At 52.1% G+C, this 22,782-nt stretch carries 21 protein-coding genes; 13 read left to right on the top strand and 8 right to left on the bottom strand.

Annotated features, from left to right (window positions below; translation table 11 throughout):
* Window positions 1-177: 177 nt before the first annotated feature.
* Together gapA and AC1MDE_RS16240 are read left to right on the top strand one after the other, a co-directional pair.
* Window positions 178-1,176, top strand: coding sequence for a glyceraldehyde-3-phosphate dehydrogenase (gene gapA, locus AC1MDE_RS16245; RefSeq protein ID WP_034828788.1), 999 nt, complete (start codon window positions 178-180; stop codon window positions 1,174-1,176).
* A gap of 74 nt (window positions 1,177-1,250) precedes the next feature.
* A complete protein-coding gene (locus AC1MDE_RS16240; RefSeq protein ID WP_058959833.1) occupies window positions 1,251-2,126 on the top strand; it encodes a D-hexose-6-phosphate mutarotase in 876 nt (291 codons plus the stop codon).
* Between the two features lie 21 nt (window positions 2,127-2,147).
* Here AC1MDE_RS16240 and AC1MDE_RS16235 read toward each other — a convergent pair whose 3' ends face one another.
* Complete coding sequence (locus AC1MDE_RS16235) at window positions 2,148-2,996, bottom strand: aldo/keto reductase (protein ID WP_480344834.1); 849 nt, start codon at window positions 2,994-2,996, stop codon at window positions 2,148-2,150.
* An 84-nt stretch (window positions 2,997-3,080) separates the two neighbouring features.
* Window positions 3,081-3,830: a MipA/OmpV family protein gene (locus tag AC1MDE_RS16230; protein ID WP_058959835.1), complete on the bottom strand. Its 750-nt coding sequence runs from the start codon at window positions 3,828-3,830 to the stop codon at window positions 3,081-3,083.
* A 407-nt stretch (window positions 3,831-4,237) separates the two neighbouring features.
* Between AC1MDE_RS16230 and yeaG the strand changes: the two genes are divergently transcribed.
* The 6 genes from yeaG (at window position 4,238) to AC1MDE_RS16200 (ending at window position 12,966) form a co-directional block, all read left to right on the top strand.
* Window positions 4,238-6,172 carry a protein kinase YeaG gene (yeaG, locus tag AC1MDE_RS16225; protein WP_034828773.1) on the top strand — a complete coding sequence of 645 codons (1,935 nt, stop codon included), beginning with the start codon at window positions 4,238-4,240 and terminating at the stop codon, window positions 6,170-6,172.
* A gap of 91 nt (window positions 6,173-6,263) precedes the next feature.
* On the top strand, window positions 6,264-7,541 hold the full coding sequence (locus tag AC1MDE_RS16220) for a YeaH/YhbH family protein (protein ID WP_034828771.1): 1,278 nt from the start codon (window positions 6,264-6,266) through the stop codon (window positions 7,539-7,541).
* A 230-nt stretch (window positions 7,542-7,771) separates the two neighbouring features.
* Window positions 7,772-9,499 (top strand): potassium/proton antiporter, encoded by a 1,728-nt coding sequence (locus AC1MDE_RS16215; RefSeq protein WP_480344833.1) that lies wholly within the window; start codon window positions 7,772-7,774, stop codon window positions 9,497-9,499.
* Between the two features lie 77 nt (window positions 9,500-9,576).
* Entirely contained in the window at window positions 9,577-9,810 is a 234-nt protein-coding gene (locus AC1MDE_RS16210) for a DUF1480 family protein (protein WP_034828766.1), read from the top strand.
* A 377-nt stretch (window positions 9,811-10,187) separates the two neighbouring features.
* Complete coding sequence (gene wbaP / locus AC1MDE_RS16205) at window positions 10,188-11,654, top strand: undecaprenyl-phosphate galactose phosphotransferase WbaP (RefSeq protein WP_058959838.1); 1,467 nt, start codon at window positions 10,188-10,190, stop codon at window positions 11,652-11,654.
* Window positions 11,655-11,772: 118 nt separating this feature from the next.
* Window positions 11,773-12,966, top strand: coding sequence for a multidrug effflux MFS transporter (locus AC1MDE_RS16200; RefSeq protein ID WP_058959839.1), 1,194 nt, complete (start codon window positions 11,773-11,775; stop codon window positions 12,964-12,966).
* On the opposite strand, the gene dadX is transcribed toward AC1MDE_RS16200, so the two are convergent.
* Both dadX and AC1MDE_RS16190 read right to left on the bottom strand, forming a co-directional pair.
* Window positions 12,959-14,029 (bottom strand): catabolic alanine racemase DadX, encoded by a 1,071-nt coding sequence (gene dadX, locus AC1MDE_RS16195; RefSeq protein ID WP_058959840.1) that lies wholly within the window; start codon window positions 14,027-14,029, stop codon window positions 12,959-12,961. The genes AC1MDE_RS16200 and dadX overlap by 8 nt on opposite strands.
* Before the next feature lie 21 nt (window positions 14,030-14,050).
* A complete protein-coding gene (locus tag AC1MDE_RS16190) occupies window positions 14,051-15,352 on the bottom strand; it encodes a D-amino acid dehydrogenase (RefSeq protein ID WP_480344832.1) in 1,302 nt (433 codons plus the stop codon).
* Window positions 15,353-15,853: 501 nt separating this feature from the next.
* Between AC1MDE_RS16190 and AC1MDE_RS16185 the strand changes: the two genes are divergently transcribed.
* On the top strand, window positions 15,854-17,389 hold the full coding sequence (locus AC1MDE_RS16185) for a SpoVR family protein (RefSeq protein ID WP_058959842.1): 1,536 nt from the start codon (window positions 15,854-15,856) through the stop codon (window positions 17,387-17,389).
* Between the two features lie 37 nt (window positions 17,390-17,426).
* On the opposite strand, the gene fadR is transcribed toward AC1MDE_RS16185, so the two are convergent.
* A complete protein-coding gene (gene fadR, locus AC1MDE_RS16180) occupies window positions 17,427-18,146 on the bottom strand; it encodes a fatty acid metabolism transcriptional regulator FadR (protein WP_034828755.1) in 720 nt (239 codons plus the stop codon).
* Window positions 18,147-18,462: 316 nt separating this feature from the next.
* On the opposite strand from fadR, the gene dsbB reads away from it, so the two are divergent.
* Entirely contained in the window at window positions 18,463-18,996 is a 534-nt protein-coding gene (gene dsbB / locus AC1MDE_RS16175) for a disulfide bond formation protein DsbB (protein ID WP_034828752.1), read from the top strand.
* 39 nt (window positions 18,997-19,035) lie between these two features.
* Here dsbB and AC1MDE_RS16170 read toward each other — a convergent pair whose 3' ends face one another.
* The 3 genes from AC1MDE_RS16170 to AC1MDE_RS16160 all read right to left on the bottom strand — a co-directional run bounded on the left by AC1MDE_RS16170 (window position 19,036) and on the right by AC1MDE_RS16160 (window position 20,750).
* Window positions 19,036-19,482: a YcgN family cysteine cluster protein gene (locus AC1MDE_RS16170; protein ID WP_034828749.1), complete on the bottom strand. Its 447-nt coding sequence runs from the start codon at window positions 19,480-19,482 to the stop codon at window positions 19,036-19,038.
* A 65-nt stretch (window positions 19,483-19,547) separates the two neighbouring features.
* Complete coding sequence (locus AC1MDE_RS16165; protein WP_034828748.1) at window positions 19,548-20,207, bottom strand: fumarylacetoacetate hydrolase family protein; 660 nt, start codon at window positions 20,205-20,207, stop codon at window positions 19,548-19,550.
* 267 nt (window positions 20,208-20,474) lie between these two features.
* Window positions 20,475-20,750 (bottom strand): YcgL domain-containing protein, encoded by a 276-nt coding sequence (locus tag AC1MDE_RS16160; protein WP_058959843.1) that lies wholly within the window; start codon window positions 20,748-20,750, stop codon window positions 20,475-20,477.
* A 153-nt stretch (window positions 20,751-20,903) separates the two neighbouring features.
* Between AC1MDE_RS16160 and minC the strand changes: the two genes are divergently transcribed.
* Genes minC through minE form a run of 3 tightly spaced genes read left to right on the top strand, consistent with a single transcriptional unit; the run spans window position 20,904 to window position 22,739 of the window.
* Entirely contained in the window at window positions 20,904-21,614 is a 711-nt protein-coding gene (gene minC, locus AC1MDE_RS16155) for a septum site-determining protein MinC (RefSeq protein WP_058959844.1), read from the top strand.
* Between the two features lie 33 nt (window positions 21,615-21,647).
* On the top strand, window positions 21,648-22,460 hold the full coding sequence (gene minD, locus AC1MDE_RS16150) for a septum site-determining protein MinD (RefSeq protein ID WP_034828743.1): 813 nt from the start codon (window positions 21,648-21,650) through the stop codon (window positions 22,458-22,460).
* A gap of 3 nt (window positions 22,461-22,463) precedes the next feature.
* Window positions 22,464-22,739, top strand: coding sequence for a cell division topological specificity factor MinE (gene minE / locus AC1MDE_RS16145; protein WP_034828741.1), 276 nt, complete (start codon window positions 22,464-22,466; stop codon window positions 22,737-22,739).
* Window positions 22,740-22,782: the final 43 nt, after the last annotated feature.

The raw sequence follows: 22,782 nt of genomic DNA, 5'->3' as shown, positions 1-22,782 counted from the left end.
ATTCGGCGTAACATAGGCGCGCAATAAGGGTGCTGCGTAAGCGATTGCGCAACCAATTATTCCTGGCGTTGGAATTGACCTGTCGCAACAATTGACACGATTCCGCTTGACGCCTGGTAAGGTTTTTGTAATTTTACAGCCAACCTTTTATTCACTAACAAATAGCTGGTGGAATATATGACTATCAAAGTAGGTATCAACGGTTTTGGCCGTATCGGTCGCATCGTTTTCCGTGCTGCACAGCAGCGTTCTGACATCGAAATCGTCGCGATCAACGACCTGCTCGACGCCGATTACATGGCTTACATGCTGAAGTATGACTCTACGCACGGTCGTTTCGACGGCACCGTAGAAGTGAAAGACGGCGCGCTGATTGTTAACGGTAAGAAAATCCGTGTTACCGCTGAGAAAGACCCGGCTAACCTGAAATGGGACGAAGTGGGTGTTGACGTTGTTGCAGAAGCAACCGGTATCTTCCTGACCGACGAAACCGCTCGCAAACACATTCAGGCTGGTGCGAAGAAAGTGGTTCTGACCGGTCCTTCTAAAGATGCGACCCCAATGTTCGTTCGTGGCGCAAACTTTGAAAAATATGCTGGCCAGGATATCGTTTCTAACGCCTCTTGCACCACTAACTGCCTGGCACCACTGGCTAAAGTGATCAACGACCACTTCGGTATCGTTGAAGGTCTGATGACCACTGTTCACGCCACCACCGCTACGCAGAAAACCGTTGATGGCCCGTCTCACAAAGACTGGCGCGGCGGCCGCGGCGCAGCTCAGAACATCATCCCATCTTCTACCGGTGCTGCTAAAGCAGTGGGCGTGGTTCTGCCAGAGCTGAACGGTAAACTGACCGGTATGGCGTTCCGCGTTCCTACCCCGAACGTGTCTGTTGTTGACCTGACTGTACGTCTCGAAAAACCAGCCACTTACAAAGAAATCTGTGCCGTGATCAAAGCTGAATCTGAAGGCAAGATGAAAGGCGTTCTGGGCTACATCGAAGACGACGTTGTATCAACCGACTTCAATGGCGAAACCCTGACTTCAGTATTCGATGCTAAAGCCGGTATCGCACTGAACGACAACTTCGTGAAACTGGTTTCATGGTACGACAACGAAACTGGCTACTCACACAAAGTTCTGGATCTGATTGCACTGGTTGCTTCTAAGTAAGCGACTGGCGAAACAGACAAGGGGTGACTTCGGTCGCCCCTTTTTTTTCATTTGGAAGAAGAGAAGGTCTGACGATGCAAGATACGCTTTATAGTTTACCGGTGGTGAATCAGATCACCCCTTATCTGTCACAACGCCAGATGGGCGATTTACCCATCGTCGTCGTGAGCCATCCCAAGGTCCGAGCGGCGATTGCGCTGCAAGGCGCACATCTGCTCTCATGGCAGCCCAGCGGCCAGCAACCGGTGATCTGGTTGAGCGATAAGACGCCGTTTGCCGCAGGCAAAGCAATCCGTGGAGGCGTGCCGATTTGCTGGCCTTGGTTTGGTCCGGCAGGTGAACCGGCGCATGGTTTCGCCCGTAATCAACCCTGGACATTGACTGCACACGATGAGAACGAAGATGCCGTAATGCTGACGTTCACACTGGAAAGCAACGCGCAAACGAAGAAGCTGTGGCCGCATGATTTCACCCTGCTGGCCCGTTTCCGTATCGCCGAGCATTGTGAAATTGAGCTGGAAGCCTGGGGCGATTACGAAGCCACCGCAGCCTTGCACACCTACTTCCAGATCGCCGATATTGCTCAGGTGGAAGTGAGTGGCTTAGGAAATAACTTTATCGACAAGGTGAACGCTAACACGGTAGGCAGTTCGGCTGATGGCAAGCAAACCTACCCTGACCGCGTCGATCGGATTCACACCGCCGCCGAAGATTGCAGTGTGATTCACGACATAGCAGGAAAACGTCAGATTGAAGTGTATCATCACTATAAAAGTGACGTTGTCACATGGAATCCAGGGCCAGAATTGTCCTGCAGCATGGCGGATATGCCTAATGAGGGTTACAAAACCATGGTCTGCGTGGAAACGGCTCGCATCAACAAGCCGATGAAAAGTGCCGGTGAATCCCCTGCTCGCCTCGGTACCACCCTTCGCGTGCGCAATAAATAGGTTTGCGGCGCAGATGCGCCGCTATACCACGTCTAAGCCCGTTTTATGTTGCGGTGCTGGAAACGCCCGGTCGATGATCGCTAATTCTTCAACGCTCAAATGCAGATTTAACGCGGCGGCATTTTCCGCCACGTGTTGTTGGCTACTGGCTTTGGGAATGGCGATCACGCCAGGTTGACGAATCACCCATGCGAGCAGTAATTGCGCCACGCTGATGCTCTTCTGTTGTGCAATCTGCTGCAAATGGGGATCATCAAACAGTGACTGACGTAAACGTCCCGCCTGCGCCAGAGGGCAATAGGCCATTATCGGCATATCACGTTGCTGGCATGCCGCTAATAAATCGTATTCGATTCCTCGTGATGCCAGGTGATACAGCACCTGATTGGTTGCGCAGTTTTCACCGCCCGTCTCACTCCACAATTCTTGCATATCGTCCGTGTCGAAATTCGATACGCCCCAATGCCGAATTTTTCCCTGCTGCTGTAAGGTTTCCATGGCGCGAATGGTCTCTTCCAGTGGTACATTGCCGCGCCAGTGCAGCAGATTAAGATCAAGATAATCGGTCTCTAAGCGCTGTAAGCTGCGCTCGCAGGCCTCTATCGCATCCACTTCCCCGGCATTCCACGGATAGACTTTTGACACCAGCCAGGCCTGATGGCGGCGTCCGCGTAGCGCTTCGCCCACCACCTCTTCCGCCCCGCCTTCGGCGTACATTTCTGCGGTATCAATCAGTCTTAACCCCAGATCCAATCCAGCCTGTAACGCCGTGACTTCCTGACGACGCAGCGCTGCATTCTCCCCCATATACCAGGTTCCTTGCCCAATAGCGGGTAAAGCTGATTCTCCACGGAATTGAATCGTCTTCATTACGCCTCCTGATGCGCCAAGATGGGGCGCGTTATTGGTGCAATGTAATAAAAACGCCTCATTACGAGGCGCGATGTAAAACCATTAGAAGCTGTAGCTGATGCCGGTCCAGAGGGTGAACTGACCACTTTTGTCCACCATCGGACTGTCTTTGATTTCGCTATCAAAGCGGGTGTAGCGCCCGGACAAACTGGCGTTCCAGCTATCGCTAATCTGGTAGCTGGCGTTCATTTCTACATAAGGAGACCAGCTGTCGTCCGGCTGATATTCAGCAATACCTGTCCGCGCGCTTTCGTGCGATGACACGCCATAGTAGTAGCGGTTTTGGTTGGCGCTGTTCCACATTGCACCGATGCCTGGCGTCAGGCTGAACGCGCCAAAATCGAAGCGATACAGATAGGTAAGATCCCAGATGATGCCATTACTGTTGTTGAGCACATCGCCTAGCAGAGCGGTGCGCACGATACCCCAATCAGCAACATGACGATAGGTGGCACCTGCCATCAGGGTCATCCGGCGCTTATCCAGAGCCTTCATGTCACCCAGATCGTTATCCTTGGGATCATACTGTTGCGGTGAACCCAGCAAGGTTAATGACAGTTGATCCTGCTGGTCTTTCCACAGGTAGTAGCCGCCTTGCAAGCTACGGAACCAGAAGTTTTCGCCTTCATAATTGATGACCGGGATGGGGATGTATCGGTCCTGTCCGCCACGATAAGGTGACTGGGCATAAATAACCGAAGCCCCGAGAGATAAGGGTTCTGCATGAGTGCTGAACGCCGCAAAATAACAAGGAACAACACAAGCAAGCGCTTTAAGTTTGAATTGGTTCACAATTTAATCAGTCCATTAATATAACAATCACACGCAGAGTCTAACTAAAATTTCGCGCTGGGTTAACGTTAAATCAGGGATGTTTATCACCCATGCGGAATAGTCTGAAGCAGGCTGCAGTGGTAGACAAGCAAACGGAATGCCTTAGTGCTTATGAGACTTTGTTATTGATATATCGATAAATAAGGAGAAAAGTGGCTGCAGATTTTCTGAATGCCTTCTACAGTTAAAAGTAAGCCGAGACTTTTTGTACGAGCAGAGTAACCATAAGATTTGTGTATCCCGATAAAAAAACGTCAGGTTGGCATAAGGGTTGCTGTACTCATTAAAGAATATCTTCCGGGAGCTGCAAACGTATCTAATTTCGCTCCTTTACCTGTGCTAAAAACGAAAGGACGGGCATCGCTATGAATATATTCGATCACTATCGTCAGCGTTATGAAGCTGCCAAGGACGAAGAGTTCACACTGCAGGAATTTCTCGCAATCTGTAAGCAGGATCGCAGTGCATACGCCAACGCTGCAGAGCGACTATTGATGGCTATCGGTGAGCCGGTGATGGTTGACACGGCGCAGGAGCCACGCCTTTCCAGAATCTTCTCTAACCGCGTCATGGGACGCTATCCCGCCTTCGAAGAGTTTTATGGTATGGAGGAAGCGATTGAGCAGATCGTCTCCTACCTGAAACACGCTGCGCAAGGCCTGGAAGAGAAGAAACAGATTCTCTACTTGCTGGGGCCGGTCGGTGGCGGTAAATCGTCACTTGCTGAGCGTTTGAAAGCCCTGATGCAACGCGTACCGATCTACGTGCTGAGCGCTGATGGCGAACGCAGCCCGGTCAACGATCATCCTCTGTGCCTGTTCAACCCGCAGGAAGACGCCAACATTCTTGAGAAAGAGTATGGCGTGCCGCGGCGTTACCTGGGCACCATCATGTCGCCGTGGGCAGCAAAACGCCTGCATGACTTCGGCGGCGATATTACCCGCTTTAAAGTGGTCAAAGTCTGGCCTTCTATCCTGGAGCAAGTGGCCATCGCCAAAACGGAACCGGGTGATGAGAACAACCAGGATATCTCTGCATTGGTCGGTAAGGTGGATATCCGCAAACTGGAAAACCACGCGCAGAACGATCCCGACGCTTACGGTTACTCGGGCGCACTCTGCCGCGCGAACCAGGGCATCATGGAATTCGTCGAGATGTTTAAGGCACCGATTAAAGTGCTGCATCCATTGCTGACCGCCACTCAGGAAGGTAACTACAACGGTACTGAAGGGATCTCTGCCCTGCCGTTTAACGGCATCATTCTGGCGCACTCCAACGAGTCAGAATGGGTGACTTTCCGTAACAACAAGAACAACGAAGCGTTCCTGGACCGTGTTTACATTGTCAAAGTGCCTTACTGCCTGCGAGTGTCGGAAGAGATCAAAATCTACGACAAACTGCTTAATCACAGTGAGCTGACGACGGCGCCATGTGCACCAGGCACGCTGGAGACCTTAGCGCGCTTCTCAATCCTGTCGCGTTTGAAAGAGCCGGAAAACTCCAGCATCTATTCAAAAATGCGCGTCTATGATGGTGAAAGCCTGAAAGATACCGATCCAAAAGCGAAATCATGGCAGGAGTATCATGACTACGCTGGCGTGGATGAGGGCATGAACGGCCTTTCGACCCGCTTCGCGTTCAAGATTCTGTCGCGCGTGTTCAACTTTGACCATGCCGAAGTGGCGGCCAACCCGGTACATCTGTTCTACGTACTGGAGCAACAAATTGAACGCGAACAGTTCCCGCAGGATCTGGCAGAGAAATACCTTGAGCACCTGAAAGGCTATCTGATTCCGAAATACGCGGAGTTTATTGGCAAAGAGATTCAGACCGCCTATCTGGAATCTTATTCAGAATACGGTCAGAACATCTTCGACCGCTATGTTACTTACGCCGACTTCTGGATTCAGGATCAGGAATACCGCGACCCGGATACCGGACAGCTGTTTGATCGCGAATCACTGAATGCTGAACTGGAAAAAATCGAGAAACCTGCCGGGATCAGTAACCCGAAAGATTTCCGTAACGAGATCGTCAACTTTGTGCTGCGTGCCCGGGCGCAAAATAGCGGACGTAATCCTAACTGGACCAGCTACGAAAAACTGCGCACGGTCATTGAGAAGAAAATGTTCTCCAATACCGAGGAGTTGCTGCCGGTGATTTCGTTTAATACCAAGACCTCAACGGACGAACAGAAAAAACACGATGATTTTGTCGATCGCATGATGGAGAAAGGTTATACCCGCAAACAGGTGCGCCTGTTGTGCGAATGGTATCTGCGCGTGCGTAAATCGTCTTAATCGTTACCTGTAAGCTACGCGGCGCCGCGACGCCGCAACAGGAGGCCGGAGTGGTTCCGGCCTGGCTTGCACTGTAGTTTGGGGGATATGTATGGCCTATTTTATCGATCGGCGTCTGAACGGTAAAAACAAGAGCGCGGTCAATCGGCAGCGTTTCCTGCGCCGTTACAAGTCGCAAATCAAGCAGTCGATCTCCGAGGCCATCAACAAGCGGTCGGTCACCGACGTGGAGAGCGGCGAATCTGTCTCGATTCCTATCGATGACATCAATGAGCCTATTTTCCATCAGGGACGCGGCGGCAGTCGCCATCGCGTGCATCCGGGGAACGATCATTTCGTCCAGAACGACCGCATTGAGCGCCCACAAGGGGGCGGTGGTGGCGGTGGCAGCGGTCAGGGCAACGCCAGTCAGGACGGTGAAGGTCAGGATGAGTTTGTCTTCCAGATATCGAAAGATGAATATCTTGATTTGCTGTTTGAAGATCTTGCCCTGCCAAATCTGCGTAAAAATCAGCATCGACAATTGAACGAATATAAAACGCACCGCGCGGGCTTTACCTCAAATGGGGTACCGGCCAACATCAGTGTGGTGCGTTCGCTACAAAATTCACTGGCGCGTCGTACTGCCATGACCGCCGGTAAACGCCGTATGCTGCACGAACTGGAAGCCACGCTGACGGAAGTGGAGAACAGTGAACCGGCTCAGTTGCTGGAAGAGGAGCGGCTGCGCAAAGAGATTGCCGAACTGCGGGCACGCATTGAACGCGTACCCTTTATTGATACCTTCGACTTACGCTACAAAAACTTTGAGAAGCGCCCTGAGCCTTCCAGCCAGGCGGTGATGTTCTGCCTGATGGATGTGTCCGGTTCCATGGATCAAGCCACGAAAGACATGGCGAAGCGTTTTTATATTCTGCTCTATCTGTTCCTGAGCCGGACCTATAAAAATGTGGAGGTGGTGTATATCCGTCACCATACGCAGGCGAAAGAAGTCGATGAGCAGGAGTTCTTCTACTCGCAGGAAACCGGCGGCACCATTGTGTCTAGCGCATTGAAGTTAATGGATGAAGTGGTTAAAGAGCGCTATGACCCTGCGCAGTGGAATATTTATGCGGCACAAGCCTCTGATGGCGACAACTGGGCGGATGACTCCCCGTTGTGTCACGAAATTCTGGCCAAACATATTTTGCCGGTTGTACGTTATTACAGCTACATCGAAATCACGCGCCGTGCGCACCAGACGCTGTGGCGTGAGTATGAACATCTGCAGGCTATGTTTGATAACTTCGCGATTCAGCACATCCGTGAGCCAGAAGACATTTACCCAGTATTTAGAGAACTTTTCCACAAACAGGTGGCAGAAGCCTGAACATCAAGCCGGTCATTGACCGGCTTTTTCTTTTCCGCGCCACCGCTCATTCACCTGAAATTCCCGCTGATTTTTCACACAATTTTAACGATCTATGGGATAGCGCTCCGCAGATAGAAAAAATATGCAATTAAGCGCTGACAAGCTATTGATAAGGCATTATCTTTTCACCTTGTCTGTGTGAATCCCCCGCAGTTTGTCATTTTCGCTCGTACCGCAGGAGAACGCCGTTGAATGCCAGCATGATTTACAGTTTGTTTATTATTGGTTCCGTGCTGGTCGCAGCAAGTATTCTTCTGAGTTCATTCTCGTCACGGCTTGGCATCCCTATTCTGGTGATCTTCCTTGCGTTAGGCATGTTGACTGGCGTTGATGGGATTGGCGGCATCGCTTTTGACAACTACCCGGTGGCGTATCTGGTTTCTAACCTCGCGCTGGCGATTATTTTGCTGGATGGCGGCATGCGCACCAAATCCAGCTCATTCAAGGTGGCGCTGGGGCCTGCGCTGTCACTCGCCACGGTTGGCGTGATGATAACCGCCGGTTTAACCGGTTTGGCTGCTGCCTGGCTTTTCAAACTTGATTTGATGCAAGGTTTCCTGATTGGCGCGATTATCGGTTCCACCGATGCCGCCGCCGTTTTCTCGCTGCTGGGGGATAAAGGCCTTAACGAACGTGTCAGCTCCACGCTGGAAATTGAATCCGGCAGTAACGATCCCATGGCGGTATTCCTGACCATCACGCTGATTGACATGATCCAGCAAGGCCAGTCAGGCTTAAGCTGGATGTTTGTGGTACATCTGGTGCAACAGTTCGGTCTCGGTATTGTACTGGGGCTGGGCGGCGGCTGGGCACTACAGCAACTGATTAACCGTATCAATCTGGCGCAAGGTCTCTATCCCCTGCTGGCGTTAAGTGGCGGCATCATTGTGTTTGCACTGACCACGGTGATGGAAGGCAGCGGTATTCTGGCGGTTTACCTGTGTGGCTATCTGCTGGGTAACAGCCCGATTCGCAACCGTCACGGTATTCTGCAAACCTTCGATGGTATGGCGTGGTTGAGTCAGATCGGCATGTTTATCGTGCTCGGCTTACTGGTGACGCCATCTGATTTGTGGCATATCGCCGTTCCTGCCATGATTTTATCTCTCTGGCTGATTTTGGTGGCGCGTCCGCTTTCAATTCTGGTGGGCCTGTTGCCATTTAAAGGTTTTACCGGCCGCGAACGCATCTTTATCAGTTGGGTTGGCCTGCGTGGCGCAGTACCCATCATCCTCGCAGTATTCCCGATGATGGCCGGGCTGGAAAACGCCAAGCTCTACTTCAACATCGCCTTCTTCGTGGTTCTCGTGTCGTTGATGCTCCAGGGCACCTCACTGGGCTATGCGGCCAAACGCGCCAAAGTTGTGGTTCCCCCTACTGCATCACCTATCAGCCGCGTCGGACTGGACATCCACCCTGAAAACCCCTGGGAGCAGTTTGTTTACCAACTTAGTGCTGATAAATGGTGTATCGGAGCCGCGCTGCGTGATTTGCAGATGCCACGCGAAACGCGCATCGCTGCCCTGTTCCGCGATAACGCGCTGATGCATCCCAACGGTAGCACGCGCCTTAAAGAGGGCGATGTGCTATGTGTGATTGGACGTGAACGTGATTTGCCCGCTTTGGGTAAAATGTTCAGTCAGTCTCCACCCGTCGCGCTCGATCAACGCTTCTTTGGTGACTTCATTCTGGATGCCGAGGCACGTTTACGCGATGTGGCGCAAATTTATGGGCTGGAACTCGATGAAACCACCAACGATCAGCAATCCCTCGGTCAACTGGTGATGGGCCTGCTGGGCAGTACACCGGTGGTGGGCGATCAGGTGGAGTGGAACCAATTGACCTGGACCGTGGCAGAGAAAGAGGACAACCAAATCGTTAAAATTGGCGTACGTGTCATGGAAGACAAGGAGTAATCCTAACCGCGAATACGCCAAAACTGCGCGTGAGCGACTATGATCACTGTTCCACCCAGCACAAACGGGAGAAGCGCATGGGACACGTGGTAAAGATTGGTCGTTACGAGATCGTTGATGCAGAACTGAATGCTGAAAAGCTCGATACCATCAGCATTCCCTGCAATACCAACCCCGGCCTGAGTTACCAACTCGATGGCTGGGATCATGAAACCAGCGTGCCGGCGTGGATTGATGGCGAGCCCGTCGATCTGCAGATCGGACACTATGACAAGCAACAAGACCGCTGGGTATTAAAAAAACCCGCCTAATGTACCCCCGCCGCCATCCGCTTCGTATGGCGGTCATTCCTAAAAGCAGTCTTAAAATGAAGCGTTCTATCTGTGTTTTTTTTGGTTTTAACCTTGTATTTCAATTAGCTAACTCACTATTTCACGCAGCATTTATTTCCTTTTAAGACTATTTCCATATTAACTCTGTCAAATAACTCCTGCATACTCTTAAACGTTGCTGCAGCTTTTCGTGACGTACATCACGTCTCAAACGGCCCTTTCCATGCAGCGCTTATGGCAGCATTGACTTATATCGCACTGAAAAATCATTTCTTTTTATTTTCGGTGGACAACTCCTGAGCGCGTACTTGATTCTGGTCAGGCCATCTTTTACTTAAGAAAAGAGAGCAGGTTTTATGGCAAGTACATTGGTAATGAATGATGCAACCCGCTCGTGGAGCGGATTGCGTAAAAATCTCATCGCAAAAGTCGCTTTAAGCTTTTCGGATTTAATTGCTCTGAATCTGGCTTTGTTTTTATCTGCAGCAACCGTTCAGGGTATTTGGGGAGAACTGGACACCTTTATTCCGCCGCAGCAGATTGAGTACCGCTTCATCGCTCAATTAGGGCTTTCTGTACTTTGCACCGCGTGGTTTTGGGTGCGCATGCGTCATTACACTTACCGCAAACCGTTCTGGTTCGAGTTAAAAGAGATTGTTAAAACCCTGTTCGTCTTCTCGCTGCTGGATTTGGCGCTGATTGCCTTCTCCAAGTGGGATTTTTCGCGCATGGTTTGGGTGTTTAGCTGGACTTACGCACTGCTACTGCTGCCGCTGATGCGTGCGGTGGTCAAGCGTGCCATTAACCGCGCAGGTCAGTGGCAGAAAGAGACCATCATCATTGGTTCAGGCAAGAATGCCATGGAAGCTTATGCAGCCCTGCAGAGTGAGGAAATCCTCGGCTACAACGTCCAGGCTTTTATCTCACTGGAAGATGAGCACCACCCTGAGAACGTGAATGGTGTACCCGTGATCACCTGGAAAGACATCAACTGGCAAACGATGGATCGCGACAACACGCAATTTATCGTCGCCACTGAGTTTGAACAGCAGGTGGTACGCGATAAATGGCTGAAGTTCCTGTCCAAAATGAAGTGCCGCTCGATCTCCGTGATCCCAACCCTGCGCGGTGTGCCGCTGTATGGCACTGATATGTCATTCATCTTCAGCCACGAAGTGATGATCCTGCGCGTCAGCAACAATCTGGCGAAACGCTCATCCCGCTTCCTCAAGCGTACTTTCGATATCGTGGTGGCATCACTGTTGCTGCTGTTCCTTGCCCCGGTATTTGGTCTGCTGTGTGCGATGGTGAAACGTGATGGCGGCAATGCCATTTATGGACATGAACGCGTTGGGCAAGACGGTGTGAAGTTTAAATGCCTGAAGTTCCGTTCGATGGTCACTAACTCCCAGGAAGTATTGCAAAACCTGCTGGCGACCAGTGAAGAAGCGCGTGCCGAATGGGATCGTGATTTCAAACTGAAGAACGATCCACGCATCACCAAAATTGGCGGCTTCCTGCGTAAAACCAGTCTCGACGAATTGCCGCAGTTGTGGAATGTGATTCGTGGTGAGATGAGTCTGGTGGGACCACGTCCGGTTATCGAAGCTGAGCTGGAACGTTACGCAGGGGATGTCGATTATTACCTGATGGCGAAACCGGGCATGACGGGGCTGTGGCAGGTGAGTGGTCGTAACGACATCGACTACGACACCCGCGTCTATTTCGATTCCTGGTATGTGAAGAACTGGGCATTGTGGACCGATATTGCCATTCTGTTCAAAACCGCAGGCGTAGTGTTACGCCGCGACGGCGCTTACTGATCCTACCCTCGACGCGATGTCTGTGTTGGTCCAGCAGACATCGCTTTTTTATTCCTTTCTTTTTCCCGGCTAAGTCATTACCCTTCCCGCTTGTTTAACAGGACGTTTCTGGTTTCAGATGCAAAAATTTACCCTGCTGCTTTTAAGCCTGGTGCTGCTGGCACCGCTCGGCATCGATCTTTACCTTCCCACTCTGCCGCAAATCGCTGAAGGCCTGAACAGCCCGGTCAGTTTGATTCAGATCACCATTCCGTTGTTCTTACTGGTGATGGGCATCGGCCAGCTGGTGACCGGACCATTGGTGGATAATTTTGGCCGTAAGCCGATTGCGCTGATTGGCCTGGCACTCTACATCGTTGGTAGCGCTGTGGCTGCGACCGCCACCGTATGGCCGGTGTTCTTCCTCGCCCGTTTGATTCAGGGCTGCGCGGTCTGTTGCAGTGCTGTGGTGGCCTTCAGTGGCGTGCGCGATCGTTTAAGCGGTGATGAAGCCGCACGCGCCTATGGTTTCCTGAATGGTGCACTGAATATTGTGCCGGCACTGGCGCCATTGCTGGGCGGCATCCTTGCTGAAGCCTACGGCTGGCGTGCGCCCTTCTGGTTCCTGTGTGGCTATGCTGCCGTGATTGGTTTGATTGTGGTGTTCTGCCTGCCGGAAACCCGTCCTGCCGATACGCTGCGAGTTAAAGGATTGCCGCTGGCGCAATACGCGGCGATTGCACGTGAACCGCGTTTTCTTGCCTTCGCCTTTGCCAATGCGGGTGCGCTCGGCATGGTGCTGACTTATGTGTCACTGGCACCTCACGTGCTGATGACGGAAGGGGGTCTGACGCCCCTGCAATTCTCCTTTGCCTTTGGTGCCAACGGCTTTTGGATCATGCTGGTCAGTGCGTTTGTGAATAAGACTATCCGTAAAGCCGGACGCCCGTTCTGCCTGGCGATGGGCTTTGTCACTATGCTGTTAGGTGCCATTTTGCTGCTGGCGGGGATGACGCTGTTGCCTGCCGCATGGCAGACACACTGGGCGCTGTATATGATTCCGGTGGCGGTGTCGGTTGCGGGACTGGCCTTTACCGTTGGCCCGGCCACCAGCTACGCATTAGAGCCGTATCAGCAGCAAGCGGGGGTTGCCGCGGCATTGCAGGGCTTTATTCAGATGGCTTGCGGCGCAGGTGGCAGCCTGATGATTGTGGCATTGCCGGTTGCAGAAAAATCAGCACTGGCTTTGATGATGGTTTTAGGTGCAGCGCTGGCCCTGATTGCCTGGCGCTGCAGTAAGAAGATGCACGGCAGCGTGACCGCGCTTAAATAATCTCAACCGGTACGCGGGGCGCGAGTGCACACATCAGCTCGTAGCCCACCGTGCCGGCGGCTTTCGCCACCTCATCGATTTTCACCTGATTGCCCCACAGTTCCACTTTGGAACCAATCCCGGCCTGCGGACAAGGTTCGAGGTCAATCATCATCATATCCATGGAGATCGCGCCCAGCGTCTGGGTGCGAATACCCTCGACGCTCACTGGCGTGCCGGTTGGCGCATGGCGTGGATAGCCATCTGCATAGCCGCAGGCCACAATACCAATGCGCTGTGCGCCCGATGCATGATAGCGATAGCCATAGCCCACACCGTCACCGGCACTGAGCTGCTGCACACCAATGATTTCACTGTTCAGCGTCATCACAGGTTGCAAGCCGCTGCTGGCAATATCCTGCCAATTCCCACTTGGCGATGCGCCATAGAGAATGATCCCCGGACGCACCCAGTCAAAGTGCGCTTCAGGATGCCACAACGTGGCGGCAGAGTTGGAGAGCGAGCGCGGGCAATCCAAACCTTCGGCGGCCAGTTCAACGCGCTTCATCGGTTCGATAAGTCCTTCCGGGTTTTCCGCGTCCGCAAAATGCGCCATCAGCGTCATCTCACCGACGTTAGGGAGCGCACGCAGTTTCTGCCACGCCGCCTGAACCTGTTCAGGACGGAAACCCAGCCGATTCATGCCGCTGTTCATCTTCACATAGATATCAACCGGTGCAGAAAGTGAAGCTTTGGCCAGCGCCTGAATCTGCCAGTTGCTGTGCACGCTGGTGGTCAAGCGATAACGATCGATCAACGTTAAATCTTCAGCATGGAAGAAACCTTCCAGCAACAGAATCGGTTTTTTCCAACCCTGCTCACGCAACAGAATCGCTTCTTCCATATTCAACAGCGCGAAACCATCGGTCTCTGCCAGACTTTGCCAGACACGCGCGATACCGTGCCCGTATGCATTGGCTTTGACCACTGACCAAACCCGCGACTGCGGTGCAGCCTGCCGTACAATCGCCAGATTGTGGCGCAGCGCCTGTTGGTTAATGGTGGCGCCAGTAGGACGTGACATGCTTGTGCTCTCCCTGAGGTCTCAACGCGCCGCGTTAGCGTTACGCAACGGCGACGAATGGGGTTCGAAACCCGGCAGGTAGCGCAGTACTGACAAATCGTCTGCGGCAATCGCCGGTTTCTGACCGGAAATCAAATCAGCCAATAGCTGACCGGAACCACAGGCCATGGTCCATCCCAGCGTTCCGTGACCGGTGTTGAGATAGAGATTGGACAGCGGCGTACGCCCGACAATCGGCGTGCCGTCCGGCGTCATCGGACGCAATCCTGTCCAGAACGTGGCCTGTTCAACAAAACCGCCTTCAGGATAGAGATCGCTGACCACCATCTCCAGCGTTTCACGTCGTGCAGGCGTCAGTTTGGTGTTAAAACCAACAATTTCCGCCATGCCTCCCACGCGAATGCGATCGTCAAAGCGCGTGACCGCCACTTTGTAGGTCTCATCGAGGATGGTGGACACCGGTGCAGCGTCGGAATTCTTAATCGGAATGGTGAGGGAATAGCCTTTTAGCGGATAAACCGGAATTGAGACGATATCTTTCAGCAACGCGGTCGAGTAGGAACCAAAGGCCACCACATAGGCATCCGCTTTAACCACCTCATCACCACACTTCACACCGTAAATGCGATTGCCTTCACGCAGCAGTTGATCAACCTGGGTGTCATAGCGGAAGGTGACACCCGCAGCGGCTGCCATCTCGGCCAGGCGCTGCGTAAACAGCTGGCAGTCTCCGGTTTCATCGTTCGGTAAACGCAGCCCACCGGTCAGTTTGTGTGCGGTCGTGGCCAGCGCCGGTTCAACGCTGTGGAGCTGGTGTGCTTCCAATAGTTCGTATGGCACGCCGGCTTCTTTCAGCACGGCAATATCTTTGCTGGCGCTCTCAAACTGTTGCTTAGTGCGGAACAACTGCAAGGTGCCACCCTGTCGGCCTTCATAGGCGATACCGGTCGAGGCGCGCAATGCTTTCAGGCAATCACGACTGTATTCCGCGATACGTACCATGCGTCCTTTATTTTCCTGATAATGGCGCATGTCACAGTTACGCAGCATGTTCCACATCCATTCCAGCTGGAACTTGCTGCCGTCGAGGCGGACGGCCAATGGCGCGTGACGCTGGAACATCCATTTTACCGCTTTCAGTGGCACGCCCGGTGCCGCCCAGGGCGCCGCATAACCTGGAGAGATCTGGCCAGCGTTGCCGGCACTGGTTTCCAGCGCGGCCCCCGGCTGGCGATCGATGACCGTCACCTCATGTCCAGCCTGCGCCAAATACCAGGCACTCGCCACTCCCACGACACCACTTCCAAGAATCACTACGCGCATAAGCCCCTCGCCGCGGCAAAAGCATAATCAACTATGAATGCCGCCTGAATCAGCATAACCAGGCAGCACTTCTTATCTTACATTCGACAGACATATTTCACATGTTTTTCACCTTCCTGCACACAGAAATCATGAGGTAGTGCAAAAATCAGGATTTTTTATGCCATAAAACCATTAATCAGCAATTTATTATGCGCAAGGGAGTGCTTTTCTCTTTTTTCAGGAGAAAGCGCCGCAGTCATACAATGCACTTATAAACAGAACTTTATTCTGTAACTTAGATAAAAACCAACAGTTGTCATCAGTAATGACTTAAGCGACGATTTTTGAATGATTTTCTGCCAAAAGAATTCGATTGAGTTCCGGTTTCGGATAAGCGACAGTGGACTATCATTGAAGTGTTCGCTCAGTTTTATTGGGCCGTCTTTCTCAGGATGAAGCCTTAAACGATCGTGACAGGTGACAATCCGTTGCCTGCCGCTTGCAAAACAGAGGTGCGCTATGACGACAATCTTTGACGAGCCAACCCGGAGCAGTAAACGACTCAGTGATGGACCCGACTGGACCTTCGAACTGCTTGATGTTTATCTGGCAGAAATTGACCGTGTAGCGAAAAGCTACGGGCTTGATACCTATCCGCATCAAATCGAAGTCATCACCTCCGAACAAATGATGGATGCCTACTCCAGCGTGGGTATGCCGATTAACTATGCCCACTGGTCGTTCGGTAAAAAATTCATTGAAACCGAACAACGCTATAAACATGGCCAGCAGGGCTTAGCGTACGAGATCGTCATCAACTCCAATCCTTGTATTGCCTATCTAATGGAAGAGAACACCATGACCATGCAGGCGCTGGTGATGGCGCACGCGTGCTATGGGCACAACTCTTTCTTTAAAAATAACTATTTATTCCGCAGCTGGACCGATGCCAGCTCCATCGTCGATTACCTGTTATTCGCGCGTAATTACATCACCGATTGTGAAGAGCGATATGGCGTCGAAGAAGTGGAGCGGCTGCTCGACTCTTGCCATGCTCTGATGAACTACGGCGTGGATCGCTATAAACGTCCGCAAAAGATCTCGCTGCAGGAAGAGAAAGCGCGGCAAAAAAGCCGTGAAGAGTATCTGCAAAGCCAGGTAAACACCTTATGGCGCACCCTGCCGCGTAAAGAGAAGGAGTCCGTGCACGTGGAAGCGGCGCGCTATCCTTCGGAACCGCAGGAAAACTTACTCTACTTTATGGAAAAAAACGCCCCGCTGCTGGAGTCCTGGCAACGCGAGGTGCTGCGCATCGTGCGCAAGGTCAGCCAGTATTTCTACCCGCAGAAACAGACGCAGGTGATGAACGAAGGATGGGCGACGTTCTGGCATTACACCATCCTCAACCATCTCTACGACGAAGGGAAAGTGTCGGAACGCTTTATGATGGAGTTCCTGCACAGCCACACCAATGTGGTGTATCAGCCACCGTATAACAGCCAGTGGTATAACGGCATAAACCCTTATGCTTTGGGCTTCGCCATGTTCCAGGATATCAAGCGTATCTGCCAGTCACCAACGGAAGAGGATCGCTACTGGTTCCCGGATATTGCGGGTTCCGACTGGCTGAAAACGCTGCACTTTGCCATGCGCGAGTTTAAAGATGAGAGTTTCATCAGCCAGTTCCTGTCACCCAAAGTGATGCGCGACTTCCGCCTGTTTACGGTAATGGATGACGATCGCAATAACTTCCTGGAAATTGCCGCGATCCACGACGAAGCTGGCTATCGTGCCATCCGCCAGCAACTGTCAGCACAGTACAACCTGAGCAATCTGGAGCCTAACATTCAGGTCTATAATGTGGATCTGCGCGGTGACCGTTCGCTGACCTTACGTTACGTGCCACAGCAACGTGCGCCGCTGGATAAAAGCCGCCGCGAAGTGCTGAAGCATGTGCATCGGTTGTGGGGTTTCGATGTGATTCTGGAACAACAGAACGAAGATGGCAGCGTTGATCTGCTGGACCGGTCGCCAACACGTGGACCCGCGCTGTAAACATAAAAAAACCGGACTGTTAAAGTCCGGTTTTCTTTTAGCGCTTGCTGGCTAAATCATCGGGCATGCTTTTTTGCATGCTATGCCAGATCTCGCCACTGCGACGACCATACTCACGTACCGTATCGACAATCTGGTCCTGCGTGGGATTCGCACTACACAAATCCGCCAGTTGACGATAGAAGCTACGAGCCTGCTGACGCGCCTCGGGATTAGAGAAGTAGTGGCGCCCCACGCGGGTGTACAGCCCTTTCAAACCGTTCAGGATCAAACCATAAATCGGGTTACCGGAGGCAAAGGCCAAACCACGGAACACGCGATAATCCAGTTCGGTGTAGGCTTCTGCTTTATCCTCTTCGCTCAGTGCAGTTTCCAGCACCTCGCGCGCTTTGTCCGGATGATGGCGCAGTGCGCGGCTAATAAAAATCGACGCGATATTGGTACGCACCGACAGCAGATTATCAATCAACTGCGGTACGCTATCGTGATCGAGGCGGGCAAGCGTTTCGAGAATGTTAAGACCGGAGGTTTCCCAGAAATCATTCACGCGCGTGGGTTTACCATGTTGAATGGTTAACCATCCATCGCGTGCCAGACGCTGTAAAACTTCACGCAGCGTGGTGCGCGTGACACCAATCAGTTCAGAAAGCTCACGTTCAGCAGGCAGAATAGACCCCGGCGGAAAGCGACTGTTCCAGATGCTTTCAATAATATACTCTTCAGCAAATCCTGCGGGGCTTTGCGCCTTAATCACCATAGCATTTATTTCTCATTGCTTTCTTTGTCGTAATGGCACTCATCATACCAGAGCGGCTATAGCGGAAATAGACTGACAACCGATTAAAAGCGCGCGCTGGCGCAAAATTCAGCGGTGTTTTTAACCGGTCAGACGGCAACGCACTCGTTTGCGTGGTATGGACCTTCTACCACCTCCGCTTGATCAGTAAATGCGCTTTATATGGCCTGGATCAGGCTTAAGTCATTTTTGTACATGATTTTTTCCCCTTACCTGGCTGGCACGGTTACGCTTTTGGTTTACACTGCGAAGCATTAATGGTTACAGGATAAGCAATATGTTGCGATATTTGAATCAATGCTCACGAGGACGCGGGGCATGGTTATTGCTGGCTCTGACAGCACTGGCTTTTGAACTGACTGCACTCTTCTTTCAACACGTCATGGGACTGAAGCCCTGCGTGATGTGTATCTACGAACGTTGTGCGCTGTTTGGCGTCATGGGCGCAGGTATCGTTGGCGCGTTCGCCCCGAAATCCCTACCACTGCGCTGGGCCGCTATCCTGATTTGGCTTTACAGCGCTTATAAGGGATTAATGCTTTCGATTGAACATACGAATATTCAGCTGCACCCGAATCCGTTTGTTACTTGTGACTTTGCCGCACGCTTCCCGACCTGGCTGCCGTTGGATAAATGGCTGCCATCAGTATTTGTCGCCAGCGGTGATTGTGCCGAACGCAGCTGGACATTCCTGACCTGGAGCATGCCACAATGGATGATCGTCATCTTTGCCGCGTATCTGCTGGTTGGCGCACTGGTGCTGATTGCCCAGCCGTTTAAGCCAAAACGCCGCGATCTGTTTAGCCGCTAATCAAAATAAAACAGGCAGCTCTCGCTGCCTGTTTTCACGTCAACCGTTACGGTCGGGTCGATCGATAATGTGATCTTCCCAGTCGCGTACTTCACTTTCCCGCACCGCAATGTAACGCACCGAGATACGCTGCGCATGCATCGCCTTTTTCGAACCGGCCACCAGTGGATGCCAGGCAGGTAAAGTCCCGCCCTCGCCTAACAGACGATAGGCGCAGGTACGCGGCAGCCAGTTAAAGGTGGTGAGGTTTTCACGCGTGAGCTTGATGCAGTCCTCTTCGTACTCAAACCGGCGCTCGTAGTTACGGCACTGGCAGGTTTTGATGTTCAGCTGATTGCAAGCCACATTGGTGAAGTAGATTTCGTCGGTGTCCGCATCCTGCAACTTATTCAGGCAGCACTGGCCGCAGCCGTCGCACAGTGATTCCCACTCTGCATCGTCCATTTGGTCAAGGCGTTTTGTCTGCCAGAAAGGTTGTTCAGTCATGATCGCGGTCCGGGTTGTGCAATAAGACCGCACCTTATAAAGGGTTAGGTGCGGTGATGCAAGTTTTACAGTACGCGGGTGGTAATTCCGTGACCGGCCAGCGAGATTTCGAGTTTATCGCCAGATCGCATTGGCCCGACACCTTCCGGGGTGCCCGTCAGGATCACATCGCCGGCGCGCAGCGTAAAGTACTGGCTCATGTAAGCAATCAGCGGCAGGATTTTGTGAATCATATCCGCCGTGCTGCCATGCTGGCGCACTTCGCCATTCACCACTAACTTCAGTTCAGTATCCTGCGGGTCGCCGCTGAATTCAGAAACTGGAATGAAACCTGACAGCGGGCAAGAGTTATCGAACCCTTTGGATTTTTCCCACGGCTGACCGGCTTTTTTCAGCCCCGCCTGCACATCACGCAGCGTCAGGTCCAGGGCCACACCATATCCGGCAATCGCTTTCACCACATGCTCTTCCGTTGCCTGCTTCAGCGTGGAGCCTATCAGCACCGCCAGTTCCACTTCGTGATGCACTTCGCCGAAGTTGGCTGGAATCGAAAGCGGCTGGCGCAGATCGCAAACCGCCGTTTCCGGTTTGATAAACACCACCGGTTCTGTCGGCGTGGCACTGCCCATTTCCTTGATGTGCTTCGCATAGTTGCTGCCCACGCAAACCACTTTGCTGACGGGATAATCCAACAAAGCGCCCTGCCAGTTACGATGCTGATACATGCTGTTCCCCTGCATTAGTAGTGTTTGATGCCAGTCTGACTGGCGGATAGGTCAGGTTCAGTGCCGGAACGCGGCAAGCTGAGGAGGATTATATTAGCGGTTTTATGGCAGCAGACGTGGCGGAAATTGTCAAAAGTCGTTAATCATACGCAACAAACAGGATCACAACCTGGAATTATTGCCCGCAATAATGCTTTGAAGCGGGCGAATAATTAATGCAAATAACACTGAGGATTTTTACAGGGAATATTTACAGATGAATCCGAATTAAACTTTTTTACTCTGATCAAGATGAATGTTGAGCAGACTTTCAACCGGTGGTGGGATCTGTAAATAATAGCCTTGATCGCTTAAACCTTGCTTAACTTTATTGATATCTGCATTAGCCAGTTTGTCGCGTTTGTCCAGTGATAGCACCATTGCTAGCTGGGGTTTACCAAAGCCACGCAGCAGTTCTTCCGGAACGCGCGAAAAATCGTCTTTTTTTTCAACATAAAGATAAGTTTGTTCACGTTGCGGGCTTCTATAGATCACACAAAACATATTTTTTACTCGAATTAACCTGTGGCGTCACTTGCCTGAATATAGCAGTAACTATAACATGCTTGCAGAACTTCGAATATTGACCGTTTGATGTTAATGACGATTTTATCGACGTACATCTTAGGGTCGTAAAACAGGACTGAGTCAGGACAGATGTCGCAAACGCCAATCGAATTCAAGGGAAGCAGTTTTACCCTGTCAGTGGTTCATCTGCACCATTCACAACCCGAGGTGATTCGTCAGGCGCTGCAGGACAAAATCGACCAGGCACCTGCGTTTTTGCAGAATGCGCCGGTGGTGCTCAATGTGTCAGCGCTGAACGGTGACATCAACTGGAAGCAGATGCAGCAGGCGGTCATCGCCACCGGTTTGCGCATTGTCGGTGTCAGTGGTTGTAAAGATGAAGCCCTGAAAAAGATGATTGCCCGAGCAGGCTTGCCGGTGTTGTCAGAAGGCAAAGAGAATCGCAAGCGTGCGGAAGAGCCAGTGGTTGAAGAAGCCCCGCCAATCCTGGCGCCGGTCGCTGAAACCGCCAGCAAAACCCGCATCATCAATACGCCAGTGCGCTCAGGCCAACAAATTTACGCACGGAATGCCGACCTTATCGTCACCAACAGCGTCAGCGCCGGTGCCGAACTGGTGGCGGACGGCAATATTCATATTTACGGCATGATGCGCGGTCGTGCGCTGGCGGGTGCCAGTGGCGAACGTGACAGCCAGATTTTTTGTACCAACCTCGCAGCCGAGTTGGTCTCTATTGCCGGGGAATACTGGATCATGGATCAGATTCCGGCGGAATTCTTTGGTAAAGCCGCGCGCCTGTGCCTTAAAGAGGGCGCGCTCACCATTCAGACACTTTATTAGGCCCCTTTTCTTTCGTTAAGGAAATCAACATTTATGGCACGCATCATTGTAGTTACATCGGGTAAAGGGGGCGTTGGCAAGACCACGTCAAGCGCGGCCATCGCAACCGGTTTAGCGCAGAAAGGCAAAAAAACTGTCGTGATCGATTTTGATATCGGTCTGCGTAACCTCGACCTGATCATGGGCTGTGAACGCCGTGTGGTTTATGACTTCGTCAACGTCATCCAGGGCGATGCAACCTTGAACCAGGCACTGATTCGTGACAAGCGCACGGAGCAACTCTATATCCTGCCTGCTTCACAAACACGTGATAAAGATGCGCTGACCCGCGAAGGCGTGGAAAAAGTATTAAACGACCTGGCCGCGATGGAGTTCGACTTCATCGTATGCGATTCCCCTGCGGGGATCGAAACCGGTGCGTTGATGGCACTGTACTTTGCGGATGAAGCGATTATCACCACCAACCCCGAAGTCTCTTCCGTGCGTGACTCCGACCGCATCCTCGGCATTATCTCTTCTAAATCGCGTCGTGCTGAAAATAGCCAGGACCCGGTGAAAGAGCATCTGCTGCTGACACGTTACAATCCAGGCCGCGTGACGCGTGGCGACATGCTGAGCATGGAAGACGTGCTGGAGATTCTGCGTATACCACTGGTGGGTGTGATCCCGGAAGATCAGTCAGTACTTCGTGCTTCTAACCAAGGTGAGCCGGTCATTCTCGACGCTAACTCTGACGCCGGTAAAGCTTACGCTGATACCGTAGATCGCCTGCTTGGCGAAGAACGCCCCTTCCGCTTTATTGAAGAAGAGAAGAAGGGTTTCCTGAAACGCCTGTTCGGGGGATAACCAATGGCATTATTAGATTTCTTTTTATCCCGTAAGAAGAACACAGCCAACATAGCCAAGGAAAGGCTGCAGATTATCGTAGCCGAGCGCAGAAGGGGCGACAGTGAGCCCCATTATCTGCCGCAACTGAAGCGCGATATTTTGGAAGTGATCTGTAAGTACGTGAAAATTGACCCGGATATGGTGACCGTTCAGCTGGATCAGAAAGGGGATGATATCTCCATCCTGGAACTCAACGTCACACTGCCGGAGACGGAGACGGAAGACGTTCCTAAATGATTGTAGCGGGTTCCTGATTTTCCCCTGCGTTGTGCGCAGGGGA

It is taken from the genome of Pantoea folii, assembly GCF_056678875.1.
Note: the sequence above shows the minus strand (reverse complement) of the source record. Positions and strands in the feature narration are given on the sequence as shown.

Coding starts and splice junctions, on each gene's coding strand:
- gapA (WP_034828788.1), top strand. CDS start 178: ATGACTATCAAAGTAGGTATCAACGGTTTTGGCCGTATCGGTCGCATC.
- AC1MDE_RS16240 (WP_058959833.1), top strand. CDS start 1,251: ATGCAAGATACGCTTTATAGTTTACCGGTGGTGAATCAGATCACCCCT.
- AC1MDE_RS16235 (WP_480344834.1), bottom strand. CDS start 2,996: ATGAAGACGATTCAATTCCGTGGAGAATCAGCTTTACCCGCTATTGGG.
- yeaG (WP_034828773.1), top strand. CDS start 4,238: ATGAATATATTCGATCACTATCGTCAGCGTTATGAAGCTGCCAAGGAC.
- AC1MDE_RS16220 (WP_034828771.1), top strand. CDS start 6,264: ATGGCCTATTTTATCGATCGGCGTCTGAACGGTAAAAACAAGAGCGCG.
- AC1MDE_RS16210 (WP_034828766.1), top strand. CDS start 9,577: ATGGGACACGTGGTAAAGATTGGTCGTTACGAGATCGTTGATGCAGAA.
- wbaP (WP_058959838.1), top strand. CDS start 10,188: ATGGCAAGTACATTGGTAATGAATGATGCAACCCGCTCGTGGAGCGGA.
- AC1MDE_RS16200 (WP_058959839.1), top strand. CDS start 11,773: ATGCAAAAATTTACCCTGCTGCTTTTAAGCCTGGTGCTGCTGGCACCG.
- dadX (WP_058959840.1), bottom strand. CDS start 14,029: ATGTCACGTCCTACTGGCGCCACCATTAACCAACAGGCGCTGCGCCAC.
- AC1MDE_RS16190 (WP_480344832.1), bottom strand. CDS start 15,352: ATGCGCGTAGTGATTCTTGGAAGTGGTGTCGTGGGAGTGGCGAGTGCC.
- AC1MDE_RS16185 (WP_058959842.1), top strand. CDS start 15,854: ATGACGACAATCTTTGACGAGCCAACCCGGAGCAGTAAACGACTCAGT.
- fadR (WP_034828755.1), bottom strand. CDS start 18,146: ATGGTGATTAAGGCGCAAAGCCCCGCAGGATTTGCTGAAGAGTATATT.
- dsbB (WP_034828752.1), top strand. CDS start 18,463: ATGTTGCGATATTTGAATCAATGCTCACGAGGACGCGGGGCATGGTTA.
- AC1MDE_RS16170 (WP_034828749.1), bottom strand. CDS start 19,482: ATGACTGAACAACCTTTCTGGCAGACAAAACGCCTTGACCAAATGGAC.
- AC1MDE_RS16165 (WP_034828748.1), bottom strand. CDS start 20,207: ATGTATCAGCATCGTAACTGGCAGGGCGCTTTGTTGGATTATCCCGTC.
- AC1MDE_RS16160 (WP_058959843.1), bottom strand. CDS start 20,750: ATGTTTTGTGTGATCTATAGAAGCCCGCAACGTGAACAAACTTATCTT.
- minC (WP_058959844.1), top strand. CDS start 20,904: ATGTCGCAAACGCCAATCGAATTCAAGGGAAGCAGTTTTACCCTGTCA.
- minD (WP_034828743.1), top strand. CDS start 21,648: ATGGCACGCATCATTGTAGTTACATCGGGTAAAGGGGGCGTTGGCAAG.
- minE (WP_034828741.1), top strand. CDS start 22,464: ATGGCATTATTAGATTTCTTTTTATCCCGTAAGAAGAACACAGCCAAC.